General features: G+C 63.4%; 15 protein-coding genes and 1 riboswitch. Of the genes, 3 read left to right on the forward strand and 12 right to left on the reverse strand.

The window, feature by feature from the left end:
* Nucleotides 1-35: 35 nt before the first annotated feature.
* Nucleotides 36-515: a carboxymuconolactone decarboxylase family protein gene (locus ACVW1C_RS01780; RefSeq protein WP_456756906.1), complete on the reverse strand. Its 480-nt coding sequence runs from the start codon at nucleotides 513-515 to the stop codon at nucleotides 36-38.
* A gap of 83 nt (nucleotides 516-598) precedes the next feature.
* Here ACVW1C_RS01780 and ACVW1C_RS01785 point away from each other — a divergent pair, with 83 nt between their 5' ends.
* Both ACVW1C_RS01785 and ACVW1C_RS01790 read left to right on the forward strand, forming a co-directional pair.
* The gene (locus ACVW1C_RS01785) at nucleotides 599-1,171 is read left to right on the forward strand and encodes a MarR family winged helix-turn-helix transcriptional regulator (RefSeq protein WP_456756907.1); all 573 of its coding nucleotides are present in this window, start codon (nucleotides 599-601) and stop codon (nucleotides 1,169-1,171) included.
* A gap of 55 nt (nucleotides 1,172-1,226) precedes the next feature.
* A complete protein-coding gene (locus ACVW1C_RS01790) occupies nucleotides 1,227-2,462 on the forward strand; it encodes a lytic murein transglycosylase (protein WP_456756908.1) in 1,236 nt (411 codons plus the stop codon).
* Nucleotides 2,463-2,781: 319 nt separating this feature from the next.
* Here the strand turns inward: ACVW1C_RS01790 and crcB are convergent, their stop codons facing one another.
* The 11 genes from crcB to ACVW1C_RS01845 all read right to left on the reverse strand — a co-directional run bounded on the left by crcB (nucleotide 2,782) and on the right by ACVW1C_RS01845 (nucleotide 13,745).
* Nucleotides 2,782-3,165, reverse strand: coding sequence for a fluoride efflux transporter CrcB (gene crcB, locus ACVW1C_RS01795; RefSeq protein WP_456756909.1), 384 nt, complete (start codon nucleotides 3,163-3,165; stop codon nucleotides 2,782-2,784).
* Nucleotides 3,166-3,197: 32 nt separating this feature from the next.
* The gene (locus ACVW1C_RS01800; RefSeq protein ID WP_456756910.1) at nucleotides 3,198-3,557 is read right to left on the reverse strand and encodes a DUF190 domain-containing protein; all 360 of its coding nucleotides are present in this window, start codon (nucleotides 3,555-3,557) and stop codon (nucleotides 3,198-3,200) included.
* Between the two features lie 8 nt (nucleotides 3,558-3,565).
* The gene (locus tag ACVW1C_RS01805) at nucleotides 3,566-4,780 is read right to left on the reverse strand and encodes a cation:proton antiporter (protein ID WP_456756911.1); all 1,215 of its coding nucleotides are present in this window, start codon (nucleotides 4,778-4,780) and stop codon (nucleotides 3,566-3,568) included.
* Nucleotides 4,777-5,052: a hypothetical protein gene (locus ACVW1C_RS01810; RefSeq protein WP_456756912.1), complete on the reverse strand. Its 276-nt coding sequence runs from the start codon at nucleotides 5,050-5,052 to the stop codon at nucleotides 4,777-4,779. Before ACVW1C_RS01810 ends, ACVW1C_RS01805 begins: the two co-directional genes overlap by 4 nt.
* 272 nt (nucleotides 5,053-5,324) lie before the next feature.
* A riboswitch (Fluoride riboswitch) is annotated at nucleotides 5,325-5,385 on the reverse strand.
* Nucleotides 5,386-5,890: 505 nt separating this feature from the next.
* The gene (locus ACVW1C_RS01815; protein WP_456756913.1) at nucleotides 5,891-6,718 is read right to left on the reverse strand and encodes a glucose 1-dehydrogenase; all 828 of its coding nucleotides are present in this window, start codon (nucleotides 6,716-6,718) and stop codon (nucleotides 5,891-5,893) included.
* Nucleotides 6,719-6,736: 18 nt separating this feature from the next.
* The gene (gene recJ, locus ACVW1C_RS01820) at nucleotides 6,737-8,578 is read right to left on the reverse strand and encodes a single-stranded-DNA-specific exonuclease RecJ (RefSeq protein ID WP_456756914.1); all 1,842 of its coding nucleotides are present in this window, start codon (nucleotides 8,576-8,578) and stop codon (nucleotides 6,737-6,739) included.
* A gap of 154 nt (nucleotides 8,579-8,732) precedes the next feature.
* Nucleotides 8,733-9,452: a haloacid dehalogenase type II gene (locus tag ACVW1C_RS01825; RefSeq protein WP_456756915.1), complete on the reverse strand. Its 720-nt coding sequence runs from the start codon at nucleotides 9,450-9,452 to the stop codon at nucleotides 8,733-8,735.
* Nucleotides 9,453-9,590: 138 nt separating this feature from the next.
* A complete protein-coding gene (gene glpX / locus ACVW1C_RS01830) occupies nucleotides 9,591-10,589 on the reverse strand; it encodes a class II fructose-bisphosphatase (RefSeq protein WP_173643387.1) in 999 nt (332 codons plus the stop codon).
* A gap of 80 nt (nucleotides 10,590-10,669) precedes the next feature.
* Nucleotides 10,670-11,989: a homoserine dehydrogenase gene (locus ACVW1C_RS01835; protein WP_173643386.1), complete on the reverse strand. Its 1,320-nt coding sequence runs from the start codon at nucleotides 11,987-11,989 to the stop codon at nucleotides 10,670-10,672.
* Nucleotides 11,990-12,027: 38 nt separating this feature from the next.
* A complete protein-coding gene (locus tag ACVW1C_RS01840) occupies nucleotides 12,028-13,248 on the reverse strand; it encodes an LL-diaminopimelate aminotransferase (protein ID WP_456756916.1) in 1,221 nt (406 codons plus the stop codon).
* A gap of 215 nt (nucleotides 13,249-13,463) precedes the next feature.
* Nucleotides 13,464-13,745, reverse strand: a complete 282-nt coding sequence (locus ACVW1C_RS01845) for a hypothetical protein (protein WP_456756917.1) — start codon at nucleotides 13,743-13,745, stop codon at nucleotides 13,464-13,466.
* Nucleotides 13,746-14,038: 293 nt separating this feature from the next.
* On the opposite strand from ACVW1C_RS01845, the gene ACVW1C_RS01850 reads away from it, so the two are divergent.
* Nucleotides 14,039-15,847 carry a PHA/PHB synthase family protein gene (locus ACVW1C_RS01850; RefSeq protein WP_456756918.1) on the forward strand — a complete coding sequence of 603 codons (1,809 nt, stop codon included), beginning with the start codon at nucleotides 14,039-14,041 and terminating at the stop codon, nucleotides 15,845-15,847.
* The last annotated feature ends 19 nt before the right edge of the window (nucleotides 15,848-15,866 follow it).

Raw genomic sequence — 15,866 nt, forward strand, 5'->3', positions numbered from 1 at the left:
GTCGTTCTCCCCTGTCAATTGCCGTTCGTTCCGTCTTACGAAGCCGCCGCGGCCGCCCGCTGCCGGCGCGGCGGCGGCGTCCAGCGAAAGGCGGCGCCGAACCGGTTCCAGACATTGATCGAGGCGATCGCCGAGGTCAGGTAGGTCAGCTCTTTTTCGGAGAATTCAGCGGTGGCCTCCGCATAGACCTGGTCGCTGACGCCGTTCGGCAGGGTCGTCAGCGCCTCGGTCCAGGCCAGCGCCGCGCGCTCGCGGGCCGAGAACTGCGGCGCCTCGCGCCACACCACGACGAGGTTGAGCTTGTCTGTGGGCACGCCGAGGTTCTCGCCTTGCAGGATGTGATACTGCACGCAGAAGGCGCAGCCGTTGATCTGCGAGGCGCGCAGCTTGACCAGTTCGAGCAGCTGCTTGTCGAGACCGGCCTTCGCCGCGAACTGACCGAGGTCACGCACGACGGCGAAGACATCGGGGGCGAGCTTCTCGAAGTCGGTGTATTCCTTGCGGGCATGTGACATTGGCTAGGCCTCATGTTATCAGTACACTGACATATTATCAGAGCTCTGATATCCAGCAAGACGCAGACACTCGCGAAGGCAACATGGCGGGAATGCAGAAGCGACGGAAATCCGGCGCCGCCGGGCGGTGCCCGGCGGCGAAAGCGGCGGCGGGCAAGGTTGCGAACGGGGCAGGATCGGCCGCTGAGGCCCTGCCCGCCTCCGCCGTCCCGCCGCCCGGCGAAGGCAAGCGCGGCGAACAGGGCTACCTCGCCTATTTGCTGCGCCAGGCCCACGCGGCCTCGCGGCTGTCGATGGAGCGCGAGCTGGGAGGCCTCGGCGTCACCTCTCCCCAGTTCGTCGTGCTGACGATGCTGAAAGCCTATCCGGGCCTCTCGGGCGCCGATCTGGCGCGGGTGGCATTGCTGACGCCGCAGACCGTCAGCGTGATCATCCGCAACCTCGAGCGCGACGGCGCGATCCGCAAGACGCCGCATCCGGTCCACGGCCGGGTGCTGCAGTGGACGCTGACCAGCCATGGAACCACGCTGCTGGAGAAATGCCGCCACATCGCCCAGGCCCAGGAGAGGCGGCTCGCCGCCAGTCTCGACGCCGGGTCGGAGCAGATTGTCCGGCAATGGCTGTCAAAAATCGCCACAGATTTGCAGGATACATAGCTCCTGCGGCGGCGTGGCTTTTGGCTCACCCGATCGGCGCCGCTACACTGGCCCGATGAAACAGCCTGATTCTTTGAAATCCCCTGCCCGCCGCGCCGTCCTGAAGGCGGCTCTCGCGGCAGGCGTAACACTCGGCACTCCGCTCGGCGCACTGGCGGCGTCCCCTCCGGGCTTCGACCAATGGCGCGACAATTTTCGTGCCCGCGCGTTGGCAAAAGGCATTTCGGAGGCGACCTGGAATCGCTGCATGGGTCGGGTCGAGCCCGACATGAGCGTGTTCAGGCAGATGCGCAACCAGCCGGAATTCCACGAGCAGATCTGGCAGTACATCAACCGCCGCGTCTCGGACTGGCGCATCATCCACGGCCGCGAGGCGCTGAAGAAGAACGAGGCGCTGTTCGCCCGGATCGAGCGCGACTTCGGCGTCGAACGCGGCACGCTGCTCGCGCTGTGGGGTGTTGAATCCGCCTACGGCGATCCACTGGTGCAGCAGAACCACATGACGCCGGTGTTTCCCTCGCTTGCTGCGCTCGCGTGGAACGAGCCGCGCCGCAAGGCCTATTGGGAAACCGAGTTGATCAACGCGATGAAGATCGTGCAGCGCGGCTGGAGCACGCCGGAGGAGATGAACGGCTCCTGGGCCGGCGCGATGGGCCACTCGCAGTGGATGCCGGAAGTCTGGCTCAATGTCGGCTTCGACTATGACGGCGACGGCAAGGTCTCGCCATTCGGCCGGCCCGACGATGCACTGGGCTCGACCGCGAAATATCTCGTCAATCGGGGCAAGTGGCGTCGCGGCGAGCACTGGGGCTACGAGGTTCGCGCACCGGGCGGCGGCGCCGGCGGCAGTCGCACCTACGCGGCCTGGGCCAGCGCCGGCGTCGTCAGGGCCGACGGCCAGCCGTTTCCGCAGCCGAACGCGTCGGCGCAGCTCTGGATCCCGGTCGCGGGCGGCCCCGCCTTCCTGCTCGGCCCGAACTTCAATTCGGTGAAGAGCTATAATCCCTCGATGAACTACGCGCTGGCGATCTGCCATCTCGGCGATCGCTGTCTCGGCGGACCGCCGTTCATTCAGCCGTTCCCCGGCTCGGAGCGGGCGCTGACGCTGGCCGAGGTACAGGAGATGCAGACGCGGCTGACCAAGGCCGGCTTCGACACCGGCGGCACCGACGGCCGCGTCGGCAACGACACCATGAAGGCGATCAAGGACTATCAGGTCAGGATGGGCCTGTTGCCTGCCGACGGTTACGGCGGGCTCAAGGTATTGGCGCGGCTGCGGCAAGGCAGTTAGCTCGCAGCACATACTCCGTGTCGTCCCTGCGAAACCAGGGACCCATAACCACAGATGATGATTGTTGCACGCCGCTGGAACGACAAGTCCCGTTCACAACATCGGCCGCGGAGTATGGGTCCCTGCTTTCGCAGGGTGTAGCGCGCAAATTCGAATGGCACCGCGCGCAAGTTCGTTCGTCACCCCCCAGCCAGGGCATTTCCTGGGTCCGCTTGACAGTCAAAAGCAGCCATATAGCGGGCGCCCGCGATGTCCCTGAAGGGCCAATAGCGGAAATAACGCCCAGCCCTTTGTGGCGGCTGACGACGCCTCAGTCAGATTAGCGGAAAGCAGCGGCCACCGAAACGTATCCAAGCCAAACCGCTAAGAGGCAGAAAACGAACGAAAGAACACAGTTCGCACCTGCCCATAACCACTCACCTTCGAGCCATAGATTAAGCGTTTGAAGGCTGAATGAGGAGAACGTGGTGAAGCCGCCGCACACGCCAATCATGACAAAGACGCGCAGCTCTGGCCGGATCAAGAATGGGCCTTCGGTTGCGCTCAACGAAGCGAATGCTCCGATTATGAACGAACCCAAGACATTGATGATAAGCGTGCCCCAAGGAAACCATTCGCCGAATTGGCGTGCAACGAAGCCCGAGCACCAAAAGCGTGCCATGCTTCCGAGCGCGCCGCCAACCGCCACCCAAAGATAATTCATCATATTCTTCTCGCGATTGAGGGCGAGCAACCTTAAGGAAGACCTGCTCGCTCTCTTAGACCTTCCTTGCCATATTGCAGCACTTGAACCTTTTCCAGAGTTATGAGGCCACTGGTCATCATGCCATCGAGTATCGGTAAGAACTCATTGATCTTGGCTTCGGTGTCCACGATTTCGACAACGATAGGAAGATCGAACGACAGTCGAAGGACCTTCGCGGTGTGCAGACGGCTTGAGTGCCCGAAACCCATTGGTCCCCGCAGAACCGTCGCGCCAGCAAGATGCATGCCACGGGCCTTCTGCACGATCGCCTCGTAAAGCGGTTGATGTTCAAAACGATCATCCTCTCCAAAGAAGATGCGTAAGAGCATTGCGTCTTTCGGTATATCCATATTCCCTCCTAGGCTTTGTGCGCTTCTGGGACGCCGGACGGCACCGAGCCTTCCGCTTTGATCCTGTTCGCTGAATTGTTTAGAAAATGGCGCGGAAGGTAGAACGCGTTGGCAATTAGGGTCGGGACGACGGCACTGCCGACCACGGCTGCAACTAGCCCCGAATACTGCGCCTGACTGATGATGCCGTGTGACAGTCCAAACAACGACGAAATGGTGCCGAATGTCAGTCCTGTTGACATCAAGAGAGTGGTGTACATCGCATCCTTATGCGGTGAACCGAATGCGCGAGTAACCGGATAGACGCCGATTATTTTGGTGACCAGCTTGACCGCAAGCATCACAAGAAATGCTGCAGGTGCCGCGATCAGGGCTGGTACCGAAACAAAGGATCCAGCTCGGATGAAATAGAACGGCGTTAGAAATCCGAAACACAAGGTACGCAGCCTTCGGATCAGAATGTGATCCTTGCCGACGCTCCCTGCGAGGATCATCCCAATAAGGTAGGCCGGGAGCACAGCTTCGCTATCGGCCCAACTCGCAAGTCCGCCAAGCGCGAACAGCAGCAGCAGCAAATACTTCGTTTCGAGTTCAGAAGGGCGATTGCCGTACAAGCGGAAGAACTGCGCAGTTACCCAAGGTAGGAGCACGAGAACGGCGACGCAAACTCCGACAAAAACCAGAGTTTTCAGCGTGAACGGTGCAAAGATGAGGCCCAGCACCAGCACCGTACCAAGATCAGTGACGAAACACGCCGCGAGTACTACCTTGCCGTAGTTGGTGCCATTGAAGCCAAATTCGAGCATCACCGCATACACCACCGCAACGGAGGTCGTAGACATTGCGACTCCCGCAAGCCAACTGGCCATAGGGTCCCAGCCGAGCAGGTACCGAGCCGCAAAGGCACATCCTACGAACGGAACGAAGAAACTAATTAGGCCAACCGCACCTGCCTCCTTCCAACGTTCACGAAAAACGGCTGGATCGAGTTCAGCACCCGCAAGAAACGTAAGGAGGATTGCGCCTGTCCCCGACAAGAACTTCACCCAGGTCTGGTCGGTGCCAAGCATAGCTGCGCCAATAATGGCACCAATCACCAGTTGGGCTATGGTACCAACGACGATTTCCGACAGAGCAGTCGCGATGCGCAGCCAGATAGACAGCAATGTGGCCATGAGAGCGAGGCCGAGCCACAGGGCAGCAAGGGTCCAGATTTCAGTCATGGCTTCCCGGAGCTTTCACCACGAGGAAGGATCAAATTTTCGAGCCGAGTGAGGGCCAACCCTGCGGCCTGCCAAATGGCATTAGTCAGGATGATGGTGCAGAGCATTATGAACATCAGAGTGCGGTTCGAGTTGGACATTTCACTCGCCTCGGCAAGCGCATAAGCACCACCAAAGACAGCTAGAGACAGTGCCAACCACAGCAGCGCAAACGCTCGTGACCACGAGTTGTGTTCGCGAGCGTTCGCCATACGTGCAGGTTCACTGAGCATGCCGGCCCCCTTGAGTTTGTTGCGGTTCCTCCAATTCAGGCGTCATCTTCTATCCCTACTGAGACGCCATTCCGCCAAGGTGACGCCCATTCCAAGGAATAGCGTCAACCAAACAACTTCAGCGGAATCTTCAAAGTAGTAGGCTAGCGCACCGACGACCCACAGTGCGGCCACAAACCAAATCGCGATTGCTAAGGAGCTAGGAAGTCCAGCCATTATGCGCTCTTTCTCAGGCGCTGCTGGGAACAAATAAGCTCCTACCGACGCCCTGCGTCCTGGTAGGAGCCATCAGCCTCACGGCGGTTGTCGGGGGACCCCATCCCCATCAAACATCTGATTGGATACTAGATTGGATGAGCGAGGCGTCAAGTGCTTTTGCGTGGGATGACCGTTAACGGTCAAAAGCCGATATGAACTCACGAAGCCGAGTTGCTCGCAGGCGAACCATCCAACTATTTTGCCTGCATCGTCTCGCACTACAAAGGTTACGATTGACGTCCTGACCTTCCATCGGACGGATCGAGACGTTTTGCGCGAGGATCGCATCGGTCGCGCCAGTCAGCGTCGGATCGACGCCATACGTGACCTCGCGCTTCGCAAGCAAGGTCTCCGAACTCACTGAAGAACAGTGGGCCGCTGTTTCTTCGGACGGCGACTTGGTCGTCACCGGCCAGCAAGACTTCTGAATTCGCGCGTCGGCTTTCCCAACCGATACTGGTTGCCCTTGCGAACTCGTCACTTCTCGCCCGATCCCAGTCAATCCCGGAATTGCCCAGGGGTGTCACTCGAAACAGCGCGTCACACAGGGACGACGACGGTTGGGATGCAAATGCTCCGCTCAACTCCTCGCAACGACGGAGACTATTTCGGTTGCCGCACCGGCATTCATGCCGCCGTCGATCACGAGCTCGCTGCCGGTGACGTAGCGCGATGCGTCCGAAGCGAGGTAGAGCACGCCTTGCGCGATCTCGATCGCCTGGCCGGCGCGGCCGAGCGGCGTGGCGAACCTTGCGCGCTCCTCCGGATCGATCGGCGCGTTCTGGCCGGCGCCCGTCGCGCCGGTCGGGATCTTGCCCCAGATCGGCGTGTCGATGATGCCGGGATGCACGGAGTTGACGCGGATGCCGTCGTTCACCTGCGCGCATTCCATCGCGATCGACTTGGCGAACAGCCGCACCGCGCCCTTGGTCGCGCTGTAGCCGGAGAGCGTCGCCGCACCGCGCAGTCCTGCCAGCGACGACATCATGATGATCGAGCCGCCGCCATGCTTGCGCATGAGCGGCAGGGAATGCTTCACCGACAGGAATACGCCATCGAGATTGATGGCGGTCTGCCGGCGCCAGTCCGCGAGCGACATCTCGACAATCGACGGCGCCCCGATGCCGATGCCGGCGTTGGAGACCATGATATCGAGGCGGCCATAGCGCTTGCCAATGTCGGCGATAACCTCGATCCAGCGCTCCTCGCTGGTGACATCCTGCGGCAGGAAGATCACCTCGCGACCAGCCTTCTTGAGCCGCGCGGCGAGCTCGGGTCCTCTCAACTCGTCGATGTCGGTCGCAACAACCGTCGCGCCTTCCTGCGCGAACAATTCGACGATCGCCTCGCCGATGCCCGACGCGCCGCCGGTCACCAGCGCGACCTTGCCTTCAACCTGTCCTGCCATGTCCACTCCCAACGTTTCTTATTTGATCACCGTCGGGCCCTGATCCGGTACCGCGACGTCGAGCACACGGAATTGCACACGTTCGGTGCCTTGCCAACGGTCGACTGCAAGAGAGCCCGCCACGTGCAATTGCTGGCCGCGATTTTGCGTCAAGGCGCTGCCGAGCTTCTGTCCGACCGAGCGGAATGCGATACCGTTAACGATGGAACCATCGCCGGACTTGAAGCGCAGCCGCAAATGCGCCTGCCCGACCTCGTCGGCATAGACCAGCTGATGTGACGGCAGCGCGATCACCGGCTCGGGATTGGCGGCACCGAACGGCCCTGCGCGATTGAGCGTCGCGGCGAATTCCGGCGTCACCGCGCGCCCGGTTACGGCGCCATCGATGAACAGCTCGTTCTCGTGACGCGAGTTGGCGACGTCGGCCGCCAGCGCGCTCTCCATGTAGGCGCGGAATTCGGCGAGCTTCTCCTTGCGCAGCGTGACGCCGGCCGCCATCGCGTGCCCGCCGCCCTTCATCAACAGACCGTCGTGCACCGCCTGCCGCACCGCCTTGCCGATATCGACACCGCCGATCGAGCGGCCCGATCCGGTGCCGATGCCGCCCGGCTCGAGCGCGATCGCAAAGGCCGGCCGTGCGAACTTCTCCTTCAGCCGCGCCGCGACCAGCCCGACCACGCCGGGATGCCAGCCTTCCGCCGCGGTGACGATCACCGCGCCCTTGTCCTCGAGCCCAAGCGAGGCCAGCGCTTCGGCTTCGGCCTGCGCCTCGGCCGCTTGCTCGATCACCCGCCGTTCGGCATTGAGGCGATCGAGCTCGGCCGCGATCCGCGCGGCCTCCGAGACATCGCCCTCGAGCAGCAGCCGCACGCCGAGATCGGCGCGCCCGATGCGGCCGCCGGCATTGATGCGCGGGCCCAGCATGAAGCCGAGATGCCAGGCCTCCGGCGGGCCATTGAGCCGCGCCACATCCATCAGCGCGGTGTGGCCGACATGGTCGCGGCGGCGCATCGCGATCAGGCCCTTGGCGACAAAGGCCCGGTTCAGCCCGATCAGCGGCGCGACGTCGGCAACGGTGCCGAGCGCGACGTGATGCAGCACGCTGAGCAGGTCGGGCTCCGGCATCTCGCGGGTCCAGAAGCCGCGCAGGCGCAGCTCGCGGTTCACCGCGACCAATGTGACGAACACCAGGCCGACGGCCGCGAGGTGGCCAAGGCCCGAGAGATCGTCGGGCCGGTTCGGATTCACCAGGGCGTCGACCTCGGGCAACTCATCGCCGGTCTGGTGATGATCGACCACCACGACCGACATGCCGAGCTTCTTGGCTTCCGCCAACGGCTCGATGCTGGTGGTGCCGCAATCGACCGTGACCAGCAGCGTCGCACCCTTTGCCGCCAGGGCGCTGACGGCGTCGACATTCGGACCGTAGCCTTCGAAGATGCGGTCAGGAATGTGGATCAGCGGATCCAGCCCGCAATGGCGCAGATGCCAGGTCAGCAGCGCCGCCGAGGTCGCGCCGTCGACGTCATAGTCGCCAAAGATCGCGACCTTCTCGCCGCGAACCGCGGCATCCGCGATCCGCTTGGCAGCGGTCTCCATCTCCGTGACCGTGTGGGGATCAGGCATCAGCTTGCGGATGGTCGGGTCGAGGAAGTCGGCAACCTCGTCGATCGCGACGCCGCGGCCGGCCAGCACACGCGCCAGCATTTCCGGCAGATTGTGCCGCTGCACGATCGCGAGCGCCCGCGCCGCCCCGCGCGCGTCCAGCCGGTCGCGCCAGAGTTTTCCGGTCAGCGACCGCGCCACGCCGAGGAACGCCTGTGGCGCCTCGACGGGCAGTGCGGATGCGTGGAGCGTCATGATCCCTTCTGGAGCCAGAGCGTTTTCGAGCGAAGTGGACAGCGGTTCGCGTGACGGCAACACGTCAAGACAAATCTAGGGCGTCGGCTCTGATCCAATCAGAACCGACGCTTCGGGCAGGAATCGTAGCGCTTCAATGAATAGCAGACCAGTTCTAGCAGCCCATCCGGGTGGCGATTTCCCCGAAATCCTTGGCCACGATGTCCCACGCGCCGGTGGCCTCGAAATCGACTTTCTGCAGCGGGCCGTATTCGGTCGGCCGCGCGACGAACGCCGTCTTCAGGCCGTGCTTCTGCGCGTGCTTCAGGTCGTAATTGTGCGCGGCAACCATCATCACCTGCTCCGGCGGCAGGCAGAGCAGCTTTGCCGCGCCGAGATAGGTTTCCGGGTCCGGCTTGTAGTGCTCGAACAGTTCGGCCGACATCACGAGGTCCCAGGGCAGGCCTGCGAATTTCGCCATGTTGGTGAGCAGCGCGACGTTGCCGTTCGACAGCGGCGAGATGATGTATTTGGTCTTCAGCCGGGTCAGCCCGGCGACGCTGTCGAGCCACCCGTGCAGGCGATGCCAGCCCAGCGTCAGGTGGTGCAGGTCGGCCTCGGTGAGGCCCTTGATGTCGAACTGTGCGACCAGCTTCTCCAGCGAGCGGCGGTGCAGGACGTCGAGGATGACGTAGCCGTTCTGCGGGTTCTTGCGCACCTCGTCCATCGAGGCCGCATAGACCGCGCGCCAACCGTCGACCAGCGCCGTCCAGTCGGCCTTGATGCCGCGCGTCTCGCCCCATTTGGTGAAGTCGTTGATCAAGCTGGTGCGCCAGTCGACCACGGTCCCGAACACGTCGAACACCAGTGCCTTGACGCCGGACAGATCGGACATGGGTGCCTCCCCTTGTTGTTCTTGTTGCGTCATTCCGGGGGCGCGTGTGAGCGCGAACCCGGAATCTCGAGCTTCCCCGACGCGCAACTGCGCATCTAAGGTTCGATGCTGCGCATCGCCCCGGAACGACAGCCGTCATCAATCCAGATGGAACTTCTCCAGCTGGCGGTGCTCGGCCTTGATGTAGCGCACGGTGCCGGTGACCGAGCGCATCACGACGGTCTCGGTCTCGATCACGTCCTTCTTGAACTTCACGCCTGAGAGCAGCGAGCCGGTGGTGACGCCCGTGGCGGCAAACAGGCAGTCGCCCCTCGCCAGATCCTCGATGCCGTAGATCATCTTCGGATCGGTGACGCCCATCTTGTGCGCGCGCGCGCGCTTCTCCTCGGTATCGAGGATCAGGCGGCACTGCATCTGGCCGCCGATGCAGCGCAGCGCGACCGCCGCCAGCACGCCCTCGGGCGCGCCGCCGGTGCCGATATACATGTCGACGCCGGTCTCATCGGGCTTGGCGCAGTGAATGACGCCGGCGACGTCACCGTCGGTGATCAGCTGCACGGCAGCGCCGGTCGAGCGCACGCCGTTGATGATGTCGGCATGGCGCGGACGGTCGAGCACCAGCACGTTGATGGCGCTGGGATCGACGCCCTTGGCCTTGGCGAGCCGGCGGACGTTGTCGGCGGGCGGCGCGTCGAGCTCGATCACGTTCTTGGCGTAGCCCGGGCCGATCGCGATCTTCTGCATGTAGACGTCGGGTGCGTGCAGCAGCGTTCCGCCGTCGGCCATCGCCATGGTGGCGATCGAGCCCGGCATGTTCTTGGCGCACAGCGTGGTGCCCTCGAGCGGGTCGACGGCGATATCGACCTTGGGGCCGGCGTTGAGCCCGACCTTCTCGCCGATGAACAGCATCGGCGCCTCGTCGCGCTCGCCCTCGCCGATCACGATGGTGCCCTCGATCGGCAGCTTGTTGAGCTCGCGCCGCATCGCGTCGACCGCGGCCTTGTCGGCGGCCTTCTCCTGGCCGTGGCCGCGCAGCCGCGCGGCCGAAACCGCCGCGCGCTCCGTCACGCGCACGATTTCGAGCGTCAGGATGCGCTCGAGCAGCATCTGCGGCGGAACGGAAATATGGGTCGACATCGGCGTACTCCTTAAAGCCTCGGGGACAGGCCAGCCTGCCCGCATCAATCGTCTCACGCCCGACCCGTTCAGGTCATGCGTTAGTTTTTCTCGATCCGGATCACCTGCGGCCGGCCGCTGATGACCTTATCGCGCTGCACTGCGGCGAGCGCACGATGCACCGCATCCTCGCTGGTCGCGTAGGTAATCAGAATGACCGGGACCGGTGAAGGTTTTTTGGCCGCACCGTTCACATCGACGCCATCCGGATGCCGTTGCACGATGGACTCCAGAGATATCTTCTGTTCCGCGAGCCGGGTGGCGATTGTTGCGGCAGTGCCTGCAAGATCGCGCGCCATCAGGCGGATATAGTAGCCACCCTCGTGGCGTTCCATCGGCGCCTTGGTGGTGTCGCGCAACCGCTCCACCGGACGCCCGAACGGCTTGGCACGAATGCCGCGGGCGACGTCGGCGATGTCGGCGACCACGGCCGAGGCGGTCGCACCGCCACCTGCGCCGGGCCCGACCAGCGTGATCGGCGGAATGCCCTCGCCGTCGATCGCCACCGCGTTGGTCACGCCCATCACCTGCGCGATCGAGGATGATTTCGGCACCATGGTCGGGTGCACGCGCTGCTCGATGCCCTTTGCCGTGCGCACGGCAACGCCGAGCAGCTTGACGCGGTAGCCGAGTTCCGCGGCGGCCTTGAGGTCTTCCGGCGTGATCGAGGAGATGCCTTCGACATAGACCGCGCTTTCCGCGACCTTGGTTCCGAAGGCGAGGCTCGCCAGGATCGCAAGCTTCTGCGCGGTATCGTGACCATCGACGTCGAATGACGGGTTGGCTTCGGCATAGCCCAGACGCTGGGCGTCCTTCAGGCATTCTTCGAACGACAAACCCTCCTGCTCCATCCGGGTCAGGATGTAGTTGCAGGTGCCGTTGAGAATGCCGTAGACGCGGTTGACGCTGGTGCCGGCGAGGCCCTCGCGCAGCGTCTTGATGACCGGGATCGCCGCGCCGACCGCGGCCTCGAAATTCAGCGCACCGCCGTGCTTCTCGGCGGCGGCGGCAAGCCGCAGTCCGTGCTTGGCGATCAGCGCCTTGTTGGCGGTCACGACCGACTTGCCGGCCTTCAGCGCGGTTTCGATCGCGGAGAGCGCGGGATCGCCGGCACCGCCCATCAATTCGACGAAGCAGTCGATATTGGGATCTTCGGCCAGCGCCTGCGGGCTCTTCGCCCAGGCGATGCCGCGCAGGTCGAGGCCTCGCTTCTTGGCTTTCGAGCGCGCGGTGACGGCGACGACGCGGATGCCGCGGCCGCTGCGCTCGGCCAGCGCCCGTCCTTGCGTTTCGATGAGGCGGACGACATCGGCACCGACGGTGCCGAGCCCCGCTATGCCCACGTTCAGGGGTGCGACCATGGATTTAAGGGACCTGGAGATTAAGCAACCTGGAAGGATTAGCGCCGGTTGGCGAGAGGAACGACGTTGTGCAACGTTTCGATGCCGCTTTCAAGGAAGCGGCGTACGCCGCGCGCAGCCTGCCGGATGCGCTGCTCGTTCTCCACCATCGCGATGCGGACATAGCCTTCGCCATGCTCGCCGAACGCGACGCCCGGCGACACCACGACGCCGGATTTCTCCACCATCAGGGTCGCGAACTGCATGCTGCCGACCGCCTCGAACGCCTTGGGCAGCGGCGCCCAGGCGAACATCGAGGCCTGCGGCGGCGGAATGTCCCAGCCGGCGCGGCCAAATGACTCAACCAGCGCGTCGCGGCGCTTGCGGTACGTGTCGCGCATCTCGCGGATGCAGTCGTCGGGGCCGTTCAGCGCGGCGGTCGCCGCCACCTGGACCGGCGTGAAGGCGCCATAATCGAGATAGGATTTGACCCGCGCCAGGGCGGCGATGATGCGCTCATTGCCGACCGCAAAGCCCATGCGCCAGCCGGCCATCGAGAATGTCTTCGACATCGAGGTGAATTCGACGGTGACGTCTATCGCGCCGGGGACTTGCAGCACCGACGGCGGCGGATTGTTCTCGTCGAAATAGACTTCCGCGTAGGCCAGATCGGACAGGATGAAGATGTCGTGCTTCTTCGCGAACGCGACCAGATCCTTGTAGAAGTCGAGGTCCGCGACATAGGCGGTCGGGTTCGACGGATAGCAGACGATCAGCGCGATCGGCTTCGGAATCGAATGCTGGATCGCCCGCTCGACCGCCTCGAAGAACTGCGGCGTCGGCTCCGACGGCACCGAGCGGATCACGCCGCCCGCCATCAGGAAGCCGAACGCATGGATCGGGTAGCTCGGATTCGGGCACAGCACCACGTCACCGGGCGCGGTGATCGCCTGCGCAACGTTGGCAAACCCCTCCTTCGAGCCGAGTGTCGCAACCACCTGGGTATCGGGGTTCAGCTTGACGCCGAAGCGGCGCCCATAATAGGCGGCCTGGGCCTTGCGCAGGCCGTTGATGCCACGGGAGGCCGAATAGCGGTCGGTCCGCGGCTTGCCCAGCGTCTCCTTGAGCTTCTCGATGACGTGGGGCGGGGTCGGCAGGTCCGGGTTCCCCATGCCCATGTCGATGATGTCGGCCCCGGCATTGCGCGCGGCCGCCTTGGCCTGGTTGACCTTTTCAAAGACGTAAGGCGGCAGGCGGCGAATGCGGTAAAAATCTTCCATGGGACCCTTGCTCCGACAACCGCAATGCCAGAATCGTCCCCCTTGCTTGACTTGCGGAAGCCGGCTCGGCCTCTTACAGAAATCGCACTGAATCAATGATTTAGAGCGAATTCAGGCGCACGGTCTGGGGACAGCGGCCGGATCTGCGGTTGAATTGGGTTTCTTTTAGCACGGACGCCGGGCAGCGCCAGCGCTGATCGGCCAATGTCGCGCGCTCACTTCCCGCTTTGGGCGGCCGTCGAGGCCTGAGCCTGGCGAGCGCGTGCGGCAATCAGCTCCTGCTCGATCTTGGCCTGATCCGCCGGCTTGATCGTCGGATCGGCGCGGTCGGGCGGAATATCGTGCACCGGGAGGTAGCCGTTGGCATCCTTTTGCCGCGCCGGTGCATCGGCCGGCATGGCCATGTCGGCGATCGTGCTCGAGCAGCCGCTCAGCGCCAGCATCGACACGAGCAGCGCTGCGGCCGCGAGCCCCCTGTTCATTCGATCGATCGGCATGCGCCGAATTGTCCCCAACAAGCTAGCGCGCACGTCGCACATTGCCGACACGGGTCGCACTGGTACGAGCCTTGCAGCGTCCCTGCTGCATTAATCCTGACTTCAGCCGTTTCAAACCATTGTCGCCCGAAACGCTTAAAGCGTGAACACCAAATGCGACCCCTGAGGCTTCAATATGACGGAACAACGATTTTTTTATCGCACCGCAACAGAGCGAAACATCGGCTTTTGACTGATTTTCCTTGCCGCACCGCGCGATGACGCCCTCGAAACGAAGCGATATTGTCCCTCAGATGAGCAACGTCAGTACCGACACCCAAGCCGCCCCGAAATTCAACGCCGAAGCCTTCGCCATGAACATCGCGCGGGCGATGGAGAGCAGCGGCCAGGCGCTGGCAGCCTATCTCAAGCCGCGCCAGACCGGGGAAGTCCGCGACAAGCCGCCGAACGAGCTCGGTGAGGTCATCAAGACCTTCAGCGTGATCGCCGAGTACTGGCTGGCCGACAAGGAACGCGCCTCGTCGCTGCAGATGCAGCTCGGCAAGGATTACCTCGATCTCTGGGGATCAGCCGTGCGCCGCATGGCCGGCGAAGCCGACGCCAAGCCGGCGATCGTGCCGGCCCCGCGCGACAAGCGCTTCCAGGATCCGGAGTGGAAGTCGAATCAGTTCTTCGACTTCATCCTCCAGCTTTATCTGCTGACCGCGAAGTGGGCGCAGCAGCTGGTCCACGACGCCGACGGAATCGATCCGCATACCCGCAAGAAGGCCGAATTCTACGTCCAGCAGATCACCAACGCGCTGGCGCCGTCGAATTTCGTGCTGACCAATCCGGAAGTGCTGCGCGCCACCGTCGAAACCAATGGCGACAATCTGGTCCGCGGCATGAAGATGCTGGCCGAGGATATCGAGGCCGGCCGCGGCACGCTGCGGATCCGCCAATCCGATTCGAGCAACCTCGAGGTCGGCGTCAACATGGCGACGACGCCGGGCAAGGTGATCTACCAGAACGAGCTGATGCAGCTGATCCAGTATTCGCCGGCGACCGAGAACGTGCTGCGCACGCCGCTCCTGATCGTGCCGCCATGGATCAACAAGTTCTACATCCTCGATCTGCGCCCCGAGAAATCCTACGTCAAATGGTGCGTCGACCAAGGCATCACGGTGTTCTTGATCTCCTGGGTCAACCCGGACAAGGAGCTCGGCAAGAAGACCTGGGCCGACTACATGACCGAAGGCCCGCTCGCGGCGATGGACGTGATCGAGAAGGTCACCGGCGAGATGAAGGTGCACACTGCCGGCTATTGCGTCGGCGGCACCATGCTCGCCTCGACGCTGGCCTATCTCGCCGAGAAGCGCCGCCAGCGCGTGACGTCGGCGACGTTCTTTGCCGCGCAGGTCGACTTCACCCATGCCGGCGACCTCTTGGTGTTCGTCGACGAGGACCAGATCTCGGCGCTGGAACGCGACATGCAGGAATCCGGCGTGCTCGAGGGCAGCAAGATGGCGATGGCCTTCAACATGCTGCGCTCGAACGACCTGATCTGGTCGTATGTCGTGAACAATTATCTGAAGGGCCAGCCGCCCTCCTCGTTCGACCTGCTGCACTGGAATTCGGACGCGACGAGGATGCCGTCGTCGAACCACTCCTACTATCTGCGCAACTGCTATCTGGAGAACCGGCTGTCGACCGGAACGATGGTGCTCGACAACACGCTGCTCGATCTGTCGAAGGTGAAGGTGCCGGTCTACAACCTCGCGGCACGCGAGGATCACATCGCGCCGGCGGAATCGGTGCTCTACGGTTCGCAGTTTTTCGGCGGCCCGGTGAGATATGTGCTGTCCGGCTCCGGCCATATCGCCGGCGTGGTCAATCCGCCCGCGGCGAAGAAGTACCAGTACTGGACCAACGACAACATCAAGGACATGAAGCTCGCCGACTGGCTGAAGGGCGCCGAGGAACACAAGGGATCGTGGTGGCCCGACTGGCGCGCCTGGCTGGAAAGCCATGATCCGGAGACGGTGCCGGCGCGCATTGTGGGCGCGAATGGGACGCCCGTGCTCGAGGACGCCCCGGGCAGCTACGTCCGCGTCCGCGCGTAGCGCCAAGTGTTCGCGTAGC

The sequence above is a fragment of the Bradyrhizobium sp. USDA 4011 genome, from assembly GCF_054063415.1.

Coding starts and splice junctions, on each gene's coding strand:
- ACVW1C_RS01780 (WP_456756906.1), bottom strand. CDS start 515: ATGTCACATGCCCGCAAGGAATACACCGACTTCGAGAAGCTCGCCCCC.
- ACVW1C_RS01785 (WP_456756907.1), top strand. CDS start 599: ATGGCGGGAATGCAGAAGCGACGGAAATCCGGCGCCGCCGGGCGGTGC.
- ACVW1C_RS01790 (WP_456756908.1), top strand. CDS start 1,227: ATGAAACAGCCTGATTCTTTGAAATCCCCTGCCCGCCGCGCCGTCCTG.
- crcB (WP_456756909.1), bottom strand. CDS start 3,165: ATGAATTATCTTTGGGTGGCGGTTGGCGGCGCGCTCGGAAGCATGGCA.
- ACVW1C_RS01800 (WP_456756910.1), bottom strand. CDS start 3,557: ATGGATATACCGAAAGACGCAATGCTCTTACGCATCTTCTTTGGAGAG.
- ACVW1C_RS01805 (WP_456756911.1), bottom strand. CDS start 4,780: ATGACTGAAATCTGGACCCTTGCTGCCCTGTGGCTCGGCCTCGCTCTC.
- ACVW1C_RS01810 (WP_456756912.1), bottom strand. CDS start 5,052: ATGCTCAGTGAACCTGCACGTATGGCGAACGCTCGCGAACACAACTCG.
- ACVW1C_RS01815 (WP_456756913.1), bottom strand. CDS start 6,718: ATGGCAGGACAGGTTGAAGGCAAGGTCGCGCTGGTGACCGGCGGCGCG.
- recJ (WP_456756914.1), bottom strand. CDS start 8,578: ATGACGCTCCACGCATCCGCACTGCCCGTCGAGGCGCCACAGGCGTTC.
- ACVW1C_RS01825 (WP_456756915.1), bottom strand. CDS start 9,452: ATGTCCGATCTGTCCGGCGTCAAGGCACTGGTGTTCGACGTGTTCGGG.
- glpX (WP_173643387.1), bottom strand. CDS start 10,589: ATGTCGACCCATATTTCCGTTCCGCCGCAGATGCTGCTCGAGCGCATC.
- ACVW1C_RS01835 (WP_173643386.1), bottom strand. CDS start 11,989: ATGGTCGCACCCCTGAACGTGGGCATAGCGGGGCTCGGCACCGTCGGT.
- ACVW1C_RS01840 (WP_456756916.1), bottom strand. CDS start 13,248: ATGGAAGATTTTTACCGCATTCGCCGCCTGCCGCCTTACGTCTTTGAA.
- ACVW1C_RS01845 (WP_456756917.1), bottom strand. CDS start 13,745: ATGCCGATCGATCGAATGAACAGGGGGCTCGCGGCCGCAGCGCTGCTC.
- ACVW1C_RS01850 (WP_456756918.1), top strand. CDS start 14,039: ATGAGCAACGTCAGTACCGACACCCAAGCCGCCCCGAAATTCAACGCC.